Consider the following 13,765-nt stretch of genomic DNA (forward strand, 5'->3'; position numbering starts at 1 on the left):
CATTTTTCCTTTTTACACTTGGATTTTTTTGTATTGCTTTTTTTATATTGTTTTATTTTTTCAATGAAAGCTATATCAATACTACGGTAAAAAATACTTATGAGCAAAAACTAAAAACACTCAATGATGTTTTACAATTTCAGTTATTAGATACACTAAATTCCAATAACATCAAGCAATTTGCTCAAAATACTAGAGCAGATTTTATCATTAAACAAAATGATGATATTTTTTCATCATTAAAAGATTATTCTTATTTTTTAAATCACTTTGAGTCTAATTTTACTCATGATTTTTATAAACAAAAAGAAATTTATTTTAAAGCTTATGCTTATAAAAACTATCAATATATCATCATTGTATATCCTAAAATACACTCTTTGGTGCAAAATTTTTGGATTAAAAATATTATTATTTTTTCTTTCTTTTTACTTGTACTTGTTGTGTTTTATTTTGTTGTGTTTAATTTTTTCAAAAATTATTTTCAAGAATTATTATTGTTTGTTAAAAGTATCAAATCAAATACTAATTTCATTTTAAAATATAATTTCGTTTATGAATTAAAAAATTTAAATTTACGCTTATTGAAAATTAAAAAATTACTCATCAAGCAAGAATTAAAAAACAAAAAACAAGCTAAAAAAATTCAAACCAAAAACACCCAACTAAGCAATGTAATCAGCGCTATATCACATGAACTTAAAAACCCTATAAGCGTTATAGATTTGAGCTTGCAATCTTTAAAAGAAACTAATGATGAAAATATGAAATTATTTTTACTTGAAAAAATTCACAAACAAAGCGTAAAAATCAACCAACTAACACACAAACTCAATTTTGTTTTTAATCTTAATTTTGATTCTTTAAATTTAGAAAAATTCGACCTATATGCTTTAAGTAAAAATTTATTAGAAAGTTTTAGAGATGATAGGTTGAAAATTCAAGGCCAAGCAAGCTTTATCAAAGCGGATAAATTTCTCATAGAACAAGTTATCATTAATCTAATAGATAATGCCCTAAAATACAGTAAAAAAGAGGTACTAATCATTGTAGAAAATCAAAATTTTACTATCATAGATCAAGGTGTAGGCATAGAAGAAAAACACCTTAAATTTATAACAAAAAAATTCTACAAAGCAAACTCGACACAAAATAACTCTTTTGGATTAGGATTGTTTTTAGTTAAAAAAATACTCACTTTGCACAAAAGTTCTTTAAAAATTCAATCTAACCCACAAAAAGGTAGTATTTTTTCTTTTAGTATTAGCTAATCACTCTCTTAAAAAACCATATTCATAAATTTTTGGTTCGATTTTTTTAGCTAAAACATCCAAAGCTAAATTCAAATCATTAAGCAAAATTTTATAATGCCCATCTTTTGCTTTGCTAGGCATATTCATCTTTCCTTTTTCATCTCTACCTTGAAAAAATTCTTTTATATCATACAAAGAAGCATTTACTAAATACCCTGCCTTTTCTTTATGTGTGTGATAATACTTAAAAAGCTCTTTACCTGCTTTTAAAAGTTCTTTTGCTTCATTAGAAAATTCCACCTTGCCTAGTGTATCATCAAATAAAACATCTTCATTTTTTATCTTGCCATTTATAAATTTATACATAAAATCACTCTTAAATGCTTCTTGGGTAATGCCTAATTCTTTCTCGCTAAAAGGTATAAAGTGATTTACACCTTCTTTTGCACTTATGCGATTTTGCCCATGAAAAAGCATAAAAGCTAAGCAATCACTTTGAAATTCTTTATCGTTTTGATATGCTTTGTTTGGGTATAAAAACTGATCTCTATCGTTTATCCAAGTAGCAGGTATAACATGACGCACAGATAAATAAATGGAAGTTTGTATCAAATTTTGATAACTAATTATATTTGTATGGTTGTAATTGTTTAGTGTTGTAATTCTAATATAGTTAGTGTTTTGAAAATCATTGCCTCTTGTATTCATGATAGCTATTTCATTATTTTTAACATAAAAATTTTTATACCACTCATTTAACTTTTTACTTTTCTCATAAGAATAAAAAATTTTCTTACCTAAAAAATTTCCATTTTCATTAAACACATCAAGCCTTACCTTTTTAAGCTCATCTTTTTGACTCATATCCCATATTAAAAATCCTATAGGAAATTTTCCTTTTACATTATCAAAAGTATAAGAAGGTGCTATGAAGCCTTTTAAAAATTTAGCCTTAAAAGTTTCTCTAAATTTAGAAAAATTAGAACTATTTACATATTTTAAAGTAGAAAAAGTAGCTAGCACAGCTCCATCGATCTCACAATATATTCTTATATAAAATTGTGCAAAAAGTTCGTTGTTAGCTTTACCTAAGATTTCTTTGTATTTTTCACAAATTCTATTTTCTCTTGCCACTTTTGCTTTATTTTTTCCAGTTTTTGTAATTTGAGTTGAAGTGGCCGCTTCTGCATAAGGTGGATTTATAAAAATGATGAGTTTTTTGCGTTTGTTTTCATCTTTTAAAATTTCTTGTAAATTTGAAGGTAGTTTTGATTTATAAATAACATTGCCTTTATCATCTACTTTATCAAAAAATTCATCATTTAAAAAGTCAAATTGAAAAACATGATTTTCAAATAAATTTGCACCATTTTTTATACGCTCATGTATTACATCAACATCTGCTTTATCTATGGTAGAGCAAAAAACATTTTTTGCATTTGTGAAATTTGCTAGCAAATTTCCTGTCCCACCAGCACAGTCCCATATATAGTATTTCTCTTCATAGTCTTTGCCTAAAGCCTTTGATAAATACTCACAAGCCTTATCTACCCAAATTCTTGGAGTAAAAAACGCTCCCTTTCTTTCTCTAATGTCTTGATCTACAAGCAAATCCCTACGCTCTATCATATAATCCCAAAATTCCTCTAAAGGCGGACGCTCATAAATAGCCCAAAAATCTTTATGTGCTTTTTGATTATCTTTAAAGCCCGTTTTTTCCGTAGCGATAGAGCCTAGATCTGTCTTTTTGGCATTAAATTCATAATGATCTTTTTTCAAGATAGCAAAAAGCTTTTCTACTATGGTTTGATTTTCATTTGAAAGTAAATCAGCTAGGTAAAAGTCCGCATCGATAATGCCGTTTTTCTTGGCTAAGTCCCAATCTATACTTATGCTTTCTTTTACACTTTTGCTCCATTTGTGATATATGCTTACAAAGTTGTTTTTGTCAATTTTAAATTTACTTATATTTTCGTTTGTTAAATTTTCTTTTATGAAATTTTTTAATTCCTCATTATTTTTTTCATAATAAAAAATCAAAGCTTCGTTTAAAATTTCATCTAATTCTTTTAAAAGTTTTAAAAACTGCTCGCTTGTATGATCACTTGGCGTTACACTCCAATCTATGTCGTTTTTATAAAAAACTTCTTGAATTTTAGAAAAAGATAAAAATGCGATTTTTTCAGCATCAAATGCACCTATTAAAGCAGGTGTTTGCTCGGCGTGAAATTTATGCTTTCCTATGGTTAAAATAAGCTGAATGAATGATTTTTTAATATCACTTATGCCTTGCTTAGCTTCAGCCCAAAATAAATTAATCTCGCCTAAGTCTTTATGCTTTTGCGTGATGATAAAATCTATCTTAGAACCAACTATAGAAAATTTTGAAAAATACGCTTCACGCACTTTGTTTTTTAAAGTTTCTTCATCTACTTTTAACCATTCTTGCATTTTTAACCTTTGATAATAAATAAACTTACAATTTTAAGCAAAATAAAATTATTTTTCAATTATTTTTTTATTCTCATAGATTAAAATATCTTATTTTATAAATCATTAATATAAAATTTAAAGGTTTTTTATGCAAAATAAAGATGATGTTTTCTTTTTCGGTGCAGGTTTTTCAAAATCACTAAATAATTCTTATCCTACTCTTGCTGAATTATCAAAACATTTCATAGAACAAGGACATATTTATAATAATGAGAAAATTTATCAAGAAAATATAGAACAACTATTGACTTATCTTATATCACCATTACCCTTTAAAACAAAGGAAGAAATTTTAAGAGATGAAGCTTCTTATCTTGAAAAGATAAATATAATTAATTCTTTTTTTATTAATTTGCACAATGTTAAAAGTATAGATATAAATAATGAAGACATTAAAATATTATCAAAATTTATCAATCAAAATAAAAATACCTGTATAACGCTAAATTATGATTTATTACTCGAACAAATATTATCTAAAGACACTCTTTATGAATGTTTTTATAAATTTCCAATTAATAGTTTATCATCAAGAGGAAGAGAACTACATCATAGAGTATTTACTCCGTTAAAGGATGATCTGTTTAAACAACATACACCAGAAATTATAAAGTTACATGGCTCTATTAATTGGTATCATAATCGTTCTATTTCAAACAGTCAAATATATATTTATGATAATCAACGTGCACCAGAGTATTATTTAGATATGTTAAAAATAGATATGCATCCATTAATTATTCCACCTATACTTGATAAAACAAGCAACTATAACCATACAATTATACAAGCTCTTTGGATGAAAGCATTTAACGCGATAATCAAAGCAAAGAATATTTACATTTATGGTTTTTCTTTTCCTTTAAGTGACTTGTCCATAGTTTATCTTTTTCAAAAAGCATTACAATTAAATAAAAATAATTACACAATATATATAATAAATACAAATAGAAACTTAAGTAGTAAAAAGAAAAGATATATTGACATATTTGGAGAAAATAAATGTAATTTTGAATTTTGTTGTGAAAATAATTTCAAAAAAATTACAAAATATTTATCTCATTATATAAAAGAAGATCCAAGTGATGAGTTAGAAAAATTATTAAAAAGTTAAAATTAAATGATATTTTAAACTTTAAAATATATCATTATAAAATCATTATTAAAAAAGGAGAAAAAATGCTTTCAAAAGAAGTAGTGGCTTTATTAAACGAGCAAATCAATAAAGAAATGTATGCAGCAAATTTGTATTTGAGTATGAGTTCATGGTGCTATGAGCATAGTTTTGATGGTGCTGGGGCGTTTTTGTTTGAGCATGCAAGAGAAGAAAGTGATCATGCTAGAAAACTCATCACTTATTTAAATGAAACTGATTCTAAAGTAGAGTTAAAAGAAGTTAAAAAACCTGATAGTGATTTTAAATCATTACTTGATGTGTTTGAAAAAACTTTCGAGCATGAGCAAAGCATCACTGCTTCTATTAACAATCTTGTAGATTTTATGCTTTCAAGTAAAGATTATTCTACTTTTAATTTCTTGCAATGGTACGTAAGCGAACAGCACGAAGAAGAAGCGCTTTTTAGAGGTATAGTAGATAAAATCAAACTCATAAGCGATAATGGCAATGGCTTATACATGGTAGATCAATACATCAAAAGCTTAATCAATAAATAATTTTTTAGCTTCCATAAATTTGGAAGCTAAATATCTTTTAATTTAAAAGAATTCTTGCAAAATAAAAGTAAATTTGCTAAAATACTTTTTATTTAAAAGGATTTTTATGCAAATGAATGAAATTACTGATAAACTTAAATTTATACTCCAAAAAGAAGGCATAAAAAACGCCAAAGATTCTGATGTAGCTAAAATGCTAAATATCAATCCAGATACCTTTTATAGTATGAAATTTAGAAATTCCATACCTTATAAACAAATACTTCATTTTTTAAATGAAAGAAATATCAATATCAATGCATTTTTTTACGAAGATTCTCTCGAGAGTAATACTCCAGCGCTTGATCTAAGCTATAATGTTTTAAAATATTATGATGTTAATGCTTCTATGGGAGGTGGGGCTTTAAATGATAATGTGAGTTTTTCAGAAGTGATTATAGATGAAAAACTAAGTGATTTTTTTGGCTCTAAAGATTGTGATATCATCCCATGTATAGGCGATAGTATGGAACCTGAAATCAAAGATGATTCTTTGTGTTTAGTAGATAAAAGTAAAAACTTTAAAGAAGGCGGGGTTTTTGCGGTAAATACTCGAGATGGTTTGTTTATCAAACAAATTTTTAAAAGTAATAAAGGCGGAGTTTATCTACACTCTTTTAATCTAAGTTATGCAGATGTACATTATCAAAATGGTGATTTTTTAATCGTGGGTAAGGTAGTGGGGACTATTAGTAGAATTTAATATTTAACAAACAACTTCTTTTTTCTATATGATAATTTTTATTATTTAAATTAACAAAAAATAAATATAAGTATATTTTTAAGTTAATTTTTATTAAAAAATAGTCACAATTATACTTTAATAGTTAATAGATAATAAATAAGAGTATTTTTATCTTTTAACAAAAAACACGCGAAAGGGAAGTTATGAAACACAAATTAGCTAAGTTTGCTACCTATGCCTGTTTAGCTTTAGGCATAAGTTTGAGCTCGCAAGCTTTTGCTTCTTCAGAGCCTAGAACCCTTGATGGTTACGTAGCTCAAGAAGATGCATTTTTTGACTATCTTTACAAACATCACCCTATTTTCAAATATGAAAAGGAAGGGCGTTTGGTGGGTAAATTTACCCATAGTGATAGAACTGAAAACTGGGTTTTAAATCAAAATGGAGCTAAATTTGCTGCTGAGCATGGTTTAAAACAAGCTTCTATTACTTATCGCTTGCCTTATGAATCTTTTTTGGATTTTCCAAACAAATTTGTAGGCCCAAAAAAATGCGGTGAGTGTCACCCTGCTCAATATGCTTCTTGGGAGCGTTCTCGCCATGCAAAAACCGTGCGTTTTCCGCATGAAATGGAAGAAGTTGGTGGAGCTGAAGGTTTAAAAAAACCTATGTATAACTCTCAAGCTACTATTTTACCTGATGGAATTTATCCAAATGATGTTTATGCTCTCATTGGAACACCAAGAACAAAATATGGTTTTATAGATAGATGGCTTGTGCGTGGAACTTATCATGTTGAAGATGGAAATTTGAGTGATTTAAGTGGTAAATTAACCGCTGGAGGTAATCAATTTTCAAGACTTTGGAGTGAGTTTTTAACCCCTGAAATGGCACAAAAAATAACTGCTTTTGCACCTGGTTTTCCTACTAAAATGGAAGATTTTGGAGGAAATGGCTCTCAAGTATGGGGAACAAACTCTTATGCTGCAACTTATAAAGAAAAAGCAGTTTTTCAACCTGCTACTGCATATTGTGAAACCTGTCATACTTTTAAATTTGATTTTAAGAGTAAGGAAGAATTTTACAAAGCACTAGGTAATCCAAAAGAACTTCAAAAACATACCATCTCAAAAGGTATTACTTGCGAGGAATGCCACGGAGCTGGAGCACATCTTTATGGAGCAAGAGGTGCGGGTATGCCATCAAATTGTGAAAGATGTCATCAAAGATTTTCATATAATGAAGCTGATGCTAAAATCAATCCTAGAAAACCTTTCAATGCGTATTTTAAATCAAGTTGTCCTGCGTGTGGAACAGAAGGTGCTCAAATGTATTCTTCAGCACACTATGATAAGGGTATGAGATGTAATACTTGTCATGATCCACATGAAGTAACTTTTAATGATTGGAAAAGCGGTTATACTAAAACAAAACTTAAAAAAACTTGCAAAGATTGTCATGAAACCCAAGCAAGCTTTTTCAAAAAAGGCGGAATTCACGCAAAAGACAGCTGTACAGCTTGTCACATGCCAAATATGATGAGTTGTGAAAACTTTGGAGCGGTTCAAAACCCTGATAAAGGTGGGTTTGATAATGTTAGAGCTTCACATATTTGGAATATCAAAGTAGATAAAACCGCAAAAACACTTAATCCACCAGAAGGCAAAGAAAGATCACCTAAAGTTGGTGGTTGGACTATAGCTAGAGATGATGAGGGTAGATTTTTCCTTGATTTAATGTGGAGTTGTGGTAGAACTAGTTTTAGTGATATTAATCTAATGGGTCCTGGTGCAAGTGGTTGCCATAGTCCTGTGCAATCAACCTTACCTGAAAAACTTCACTTTAGCAATCAAGAAATGATTTATGATAAGGTAATGGAGTGGCAAAACCCTGTTAAAGAAGGCTATGAGAAAATTAGAAAAGGTATAGCAAATATTGATAAAACTTTTGCTGAAAAAACCAAACTTTCAGTAGAGCAAAAATCAAAAGTACTAAGCCTAACAAATCAAGCTCAAGCCATAGCTGATAGACTAGAAAAAGATGGTTCTTGGGGTGTTCATGGGCCTGCTTATTCTAAGAAAATCATAGAAGAAGCTTTAATTTATATCCAAGAAGCACAAAATATCCTAAATGGTAAATAAATACAAAGGAAGAATAAAAAATTCTTCCTTAAAATAAGGAGCTAGTCTTGAAAAATTTAATTACTCGACTTTTTATTGTCCTTTTTACTCTTTTTATGCCATCAGGGTTTATTTTTGCTGAGGCTAATGGAGAAATAGGCTCAATAGAAGGTGTAAAAAGCATTAGCTTAGCACAAGCTCAAGAAATGCTAGATCAAAATAATACTTATTTTTTTGATGTCAACTCAGAGCAAGATAGACAAGCTAATGGCTATATACCTAATTCCATATCAACCTATGTGGAAAATTGGCAAAATTTACTACCTAATGATAAAAATGCAAATTTAGTATTTTATGGTTTAAATCGTTTTAGATTTGAAGCTTCTCAAGCTGCCGCAGTTGCTATAGAACTTGGCTATAAGAACTCTGTTGTAATGCTTGATGGCATTGAATCATGGGTAACTTCAGGTAGAAAAGTTGAAAAAATAGATACAGTTAAGTGGGAAAAAGCTAAAGAAATTATCGAGTTTAAAGATACTATTCACTCAAGATTTAAATTTAGCAATACCCCATCTTGTCGTGATTGTCATGCTCAAAAAGGTAAAGGCATTAGAGCTGATATAGCAGCAAGTAAAAACTTAATCAATCAAAAATGCGCAACTTGCCATGAAAAAGCAAGTAATGCTTTAGCAAAGAGTGCTCATGGGGTGCAAGAGTTCTTACCTGCTCAAGATACACAAAAGAAAAAAGAAAAACCATCTTGTGCGACTTGTCACTCTATTCATATCACTCCAAAACATTCAGGAATTTATTCACAAAAACAATTAGTCGATCAAAAGTGCGCACAATGCCATAAACAAAAAAGCACAACTTTTCATATGACTTTCCATGGTAAAGGTATGGTATTAAGCACACCAGGTGAAACTCCAAGTGTTGCTACTTGTTCTGATTGTCATGGTAAACACAATATATTAAAATCAAGCGAAAGAAACTCAACCCTCTCGCCAATAAACCGTGTTCAAACTTGTAAATCATGCCATCCAAATGCAAATGAAAATTTCGTAAATTGGATGGCACATGCTGATCATAGCGATGGTGAAAAATATCCTGGGTTACATGGTGCTTATATATTCATGACTATTTTGGTGATTTCTGTATTTGTTTTCTTTGGAGCCCATACTATACTTTGGTGCTTGCGTTTAATTGCTATGCGTATAAAATACCCTAAAGAATGGAAAGAAGCAAGAAAAGCAGCACATGAAGATAAAGTAAGAGTAAGAAGATTTAGTACTTTCCATAGAATTCAACATTTCTTTATGGCAGCTAGCTTTTTGGGTCTTGCTTTCTCAGGCTTACCACAAAAATTCTATGATTCAGCGTGGGCTAAACCTATGATTGATTTAATGGGCGGAGATATCATTAATGCAGCAACCATACATCATATTTCAGCTATAGTAATGTTTGCAGTATTTTTCTCTCACATTGGAGAAATCATCATTGTAAATTGGAAACGCCGTGATATAGCAAGAGATCCAATCACTGGTAAAATAAGCTTTATGAAAGTTTTAAAAGCTACTTTTGGTCCTGATTCTTTAATGCCAAATTGGCAAGATTTTAAAGATATGAAAGATCATTTTAAATGGTTTTTTGGTTTTGGACCAAGACCGCAATTTGACCGCTGGACTTATTGGGAAAAATTTGATTATTTAGCAGTATTTTGGGGTATGTTTATCATTGGTATTTCAGGGCTTATTTTATGGTTTCCTGCTTTCTTTGGTAAATTTTTACCAGGCGAAGCAATCAACTTAGCAACCTTACTTCACTCTGATGAAGCTTTACTTGCTACAGGATTTATTTTTGCAATTCACTTCTTTAATACACATTTTAGAGCAGATCGCTTCCCTATGGATATGGTGATTTTCTCAGGAAGTATTAGTGAAGAAGAGATTAAACAAGAAAGAAGCGTATGGTATAAACGCTTAAAAGAAAGTGGAAAATTAAGCACTTTATATGAAAATAAAAGTAACTTCAAAGCATATCAATGGCTAGCTAAACTTGCAGGATTTGCAATGCTAATCACTGGTTTGGTATTTTTATTTTTAATGCTTTATACTTTCTTTAACACTATCTTATAACCTTATTCGCTATAATAGCGAATAAGGACTTTTCCTAACTTTTTCAAGGATTTTAAATGTTTAAAACAATACTCACACTTAGTTTTTTAAGTATTTTTTTTATAGCTTGTTCTAATGAAGAAAAACTTGATTCTAATTTAATCTCAAGTGGCACACAATTTTCTAAAGAAAATTTACAAAAAGCAAATGATTTAGATAAAAAATCTTATGAAGAAATAGCCCATTTATTTAAAGATAATACAAATATAAAAAGTGATGATAAAAACATTTTAATCATTTTCAGTGCAAATCATTGCCTTTATTGTGATAAATTAAAAGAAGAAATTAAGAATGATAAAAAAATACAAGAGCTTATAAAAGAAAAATACAGCTCATATTATATAAATATAAGCTATAAAAAAATTCATACATTTTATAAAAAACACAAAAGCGACTTAAGTACAGCCGAACTTTCTAGTATTTATGATATAGTAGCCACCCCTACTATTGTAATTTTAAACAAAAACAGCCAAACTTTGCTAAATTATCCTGGTTTTATTAGCGCAAAAAGATTAAGCGCTACAATGGAGTTTTTAAACCAAAAAGAAAATCAAAATTTAGACGAAACAACCATAGCACAAAAACTCATACATTTTTATAAAGAAAATAATATTTAAAGGTTAAAAATGCAGTATTTTTTTTCTTTTACAATGAGTTTTTTACTAATGAGCATATATGCTATAGCTTGTGCTGTAGCAACTTTCATAGAAAATGATTTTGGTATTAGCGCGGCTAAAGCTTTAATTTATAATAATGCTTGGTTTGATATGTTGCATTTATTACTAGGTTTAAATTTAATCGGAGTGATATTTTATAATAAGCTTTTTCAAAAGAAAAAATACTCTATCTTGCTTTTACACTTATCTTTTATAGTGATTTTAATCGGTGCTGGACTTACTAGATATTTTGGCTTAGAAGGTGGAATGTATATAAGAGAAAATCAAAGCTCTAGCACCATAGTTACTAGAGAAGAATTTATAAAAATTACTGATTTTGATACTAATGTTAGTTTTGAATTTCCTATTAACTTTACCCCGCTAACTCAAAAGCATTTTGAAAAAACTATAGACTTAAATGGCGAAAAATTAATCATAAGTTCTATCAAATACACTCCACAAAAAGATTCTATCACACCTGCTAGCTTAAAATTAAATATTAATTATCAAAAAGCAAATACGCAAATAACCTTAAATCCAAATTTTACAAACAAACAAGCAGTGCATTTTAACTTACAGGGAAAAGATTTTACTATCAATTGGGGGCCAAGAGAAATTAAGCTTCCTTTTGTATTACACTTAAAAGATTTTATACTAGAGCGTTATTTAGGCTCTATGAGTCCATCTTCTTATACTTCAAAAATTCAAATCATAGATGAGCAAAATAATATTGAGTTAGATTATGATATTTTTATGAATAATGTTCTTGATTATGGTGGATATAGATTTTTTCAAAGTTCTTATGATCAAGATGAGCAAGGCACTATACTCTCAGTCAATAAAGATCCTGGTAAAATCCCTACTTATATAGGTTATACTTTATTGATTTTAGGATTTTTATGGGTTTTATTTGATAAAAACTCAAGATTTCATCGTTTAAGCATTTATTTAAAAAAAGGTCAAAGTTTTGTATTGCTTATTTTGCTTTTTGCAAATTTACAAACTCCACTTTTTGCACAAGAAAATAAAAATGAAATTTTAAATTTAATCTCGGATTTGCAAAAGAATTCCTATGAACATTCTTTAAATTTTGCAAGATTACTTGTGCAAGATCATAATGGTAGAATCAAACCTTTAGATACTTTGGCAATGGAATTTGTTTATAAAATCACTCTAAAAGAAAAATTTTTAAATCTTCACTATGATCAAATTTTTCTAGCAATGATGATTTATCCTAAAGAATTTAGAAAAATCAAAATGATAGCTACAAAAACAGGCAAGCTAAGAGAATTAATAGGCACAGATATAAATGAAAAATACATAGCATTTGATGATGTGTTTGATAATGGGATATATAAGCTTAGTAATTATGTAGAGGAAGCTAATCGCAAAAAGCCCTCACTAAGAACTAGCTTTGATAAAGATTTACTAGCCTTAGATGAAAAAATAAATCATGCATATTATATTTATAGTGGTCAAGCTTTAACTATTTTTCCTGATATTAATGAGCAAAGTTTAAAGTGGTATTCTCCGGTGCAAATATTACCTTTTACAAAAGAAGATGTAGAGCGTTTACAAATACTTTTAGTTAGCTATTTTTTACAAGTTCGTAATGGTGTTGAAAATAATCAATGGCAAGATGCAAATGAAATTTTACAATCTTTAAAAGATTTTCAAAATCATTATGGAAGCAGTGTTTTACCACCAAAAAAAAGATTAGATCTTGAAATACTGCTTAATCATTATAATATCTTTGATAATCTAATTTTTGTTTATATTAGCTTTGCATTAGTGTTTTTCTTTTTAAGTTTTTATACTATATTAAAAAATATTTCTTTATCTGCCTTTGTATATAGATTTTTTTACATCATTTTAAGCATGTGTGTAATCATGCATGCACTAGCTTTAATCATTCGTTGGTATGTAGGTGGGCACGCTCCTTGGAGTAATGCTTATGAAAGCATGATTTATATAGCTTTTGCTTGTGCGATGAGTGCTGTGATATTTTTTAGAAAATCACTCTTAGCCTTATGTGGTGCGAGCTTTTTAGCAGGTATTTCACTTTTTGTAGCTCATCTTGGCTTTATGGATCCTCAAATTGGAAATTTAGTACCTGTTTTAAAATCATATTGGCTTAATATTCATGTTTCAATTATAACAGCAAGCTATGGATTTTTAGCACTTTGTTTTATTGTAGGGATTTTAAGTTTAATTCTTTTTACTTTAAGGGGTAAAAATAAAAACATAGATTTAAACATCACTAAACTACACTGCGTTAATGAAATGTCTATGATAATAGGACTTGCAATGCTTACGATAGGAAATTTTTTAGGTGGAGTTTGGGCCAATGAAAGCTGGGGAAGATATTGGGGTTGGGATCCAAAAGAAACTTGGGCTTTGATTTCTATTGTAGTTTATACCATGGTATTACACTTAAGATTTATTTTCAAAACTTATTTTATTTTTGTTTTTGCAAGTGCTAGTGTTTTAGCCTTTTATAGTATATTAATGACTTATTTTGGAGTAAATTTTTACCTTTCTGGGCTTCATTCTTATGCAAATGGCGATGCTTTTCCTGTACCAACTTTTATGTATGTTTTGATTGTACTTAATTTTGTTTTAATTATTAGCGCAGAAAGAAAACGAGATTTAAATACGCCTAGTTTTTAAA

The 13,765-nt window shown here is 28.9% G+C and carries 9 protein-coding genes; 8 read left to right on the forward strand and 1 reads right to left on the reverse strand.

Annotated features, from left to right (window positions below; genetic code table 11):
• Nucleotides 1–47 precede the first annotated feature (47 nt).
• Nucleotides 48–1,271, forward strand: coding sequence for a sensor histidine kinase (locus tag CAMP18497_RS05965; RefSeq protein ID WP_337213142.1), 1,224 nt, complete (start codon nucleotides 48–50; stop codon nucleotides 1,269–1,271).
• Here CAMP18497_RS05965 and CAMP18497_RS05970 read toward each other — a convergent pair whose 3' ends face one another.
• A complete protein-coding gene (locus CAMP18497_RS05970; RefSeq protein WP_337213144.1) occupies nucleotides 1,272–3,704 on the reverse strand; it encodes a hypothetical protein in 2,433 nt (810 codons plus the stop codon).
• 130 nt (nucleotides 3,705–3,834) lie between these two features.
• Between CAMP18497_RS05970 and CAMP18497_RS05975 the strand changes: the two genes are divergently transcribed.
• From CAMP18497_RS05975 to ccsA, 7 genes are all read left to right on the forward strand, one after another.
• Nucleotides 3,835–4,860, forward strand: coding sequence for an SIR2 family protein (locus CAMP18497_RS05975; protein ID WP_337213146.1), 1,026 nt, complete (start codon nucleotides 3,835–3,837; stop codon nucleotides 4,858–4,860).
• A gap of 65 nt (nucleotides 4,861–4,925) precedes the next feature.
• Nucleotides 4,926–5,420: a non-heme ferritin gene (gene ftnA / locus CAMP18497_RS05980; RefSeq protein WP_012661514.1), complete on the forward strand. Its 495-nt coding sequence runs from the start codon at nucleotides 4,926–4,928 to the stop codon at nucleotides 5,418–5,420.
• A gap of 106 nt (nucleotides 5,421–5,526) precedes the next feature.
• A complete protein-coding gene (locus CAMP18497_RS05985) occupies nucleotides 5,527–6,162 on the forward strand; it encodes a S24 family peptidase (protein WP_337213148.1) in 636 nt (211 codons plus the stop codon).
• A 185-nt stretch (nucleotides 6,163–6,347) separates the two neighbouring features.
• Complete coding sequence (locus CAMP18497_RS05990; RefSeq protein ID WP_337213150.1) at nucleotides 6,348–8,285, forward strand: multiheme c-type cytochrome; 1,938 nt, start codon at nucleotides 6,348–6,350, stop codon at nucleotides 8,283–8,285.
• Between the two features lie 95 nt (nucleotides 8,286–8,380).
• Entirely contained in the window at nucleotides 8,381–10,399 is a 2,019-nt protein-coding gene (locus tag CAMP18497_RS05995; protein WP_442867793.1) for a rhodanese-like domain-containing protein, read from the forward strand.
• A gap of 56 nt (nucleotides 10,400–10,455) precedes the next feature.
• Complete coding sequence (locus tag CAMP18497_RS06000) at nucleotides 10,456–11,055, forward strand: SoxW family protein (protein WP_337213154.1); 600 nt, start codon at nucleotides 10,456–10,458, stop codon at nucleotides 11,053–11,055.
• 9 nt (nucleotides 11,056–11,064) lie between these two features.
• Nucleotides 11,065–13,764, forward strand: a complete 2,700-nt coding sequence (ccsA, locus tag CAMP18497_RS06005; protein ID WP_337213156.1) for a cytochrome c biogenesis protein CcsA — start codon at nucleotides 11,065–11,067, stop codon at nucleotides 13,762–13,764.
• Nucleotide 13,765 lies beyond the last annotated feature (1 nt).

The organism is Campylobacter sp. W0066.1 (assembly GCF_024723635.1).
Classification (GTDB): Bacteria; Campylobacterota; Campylobacteria; order Campylobacterales; family Campylobacteraceae; genus Campylobacter_D; species Campylobacter_D lari_C.

Excerpts from the sequence above, each read along its gene's own strand:
- CAMP18497_RS05970 (WP_337213144.1), bottom strand. The coding sequence starts at position 3,704 with ATGCAAGAATGGTTAAAAGTAGATGAAGAAACTTTAAAAAACAAAGTG.
- CAMP18497_RS05975 (WP_337213146.1), top strand. The coding sequence starts at position 3,835 with ATGCAAAATAAAGATGATGTTTTCTTTTTCGGTGCAGGTTTTTCAAAA.
- ftnA (WP_012661514.1), top strand. The coding sequence starts at position 4,926 with ATGCTTTCAAAAGAAGTAGTGGCTTTATTAAACGAGCAAATCAATAAA.
- CAMP18497_RS05985 (WP_337213148.1), top strand. The coding sequence starts at position 5,527 with ATGCAAATGAATGAAATTACTGATAAACTTAAATTTATACTCCAAAAA.
- CAMP18497_RS05990 (WP_337213150.1), top strand. The coding sequence starts at position 6,348 with ATGAAACACAAATTAGCTAAGTTTGCTACCTATGCCTGTTTAGCTTTA.
- CAMP18497_RS05995 (WP_442867793.1), top strand. The coding sequence starts at position 8,381 with ATGCCATCAGGGTTTATTTTTGCTGAGGCTAATGGAGAAATAGGCTCA.
- CAMP18497_RS06000 (WP_337213154.1), top strand. The coding sequence starts at position 10,456 with ATGTTTAAAACAATACTCACACTTAGTTTTTTAAGTATTTTTTTTATA.
- ccsA (WP_337213156.1), top strand. The coding sequence starts at position 11,065 with ATGCAGTATTTTTTTTCTTTTACAATGAGTTTTTTACTAATGAGCATA.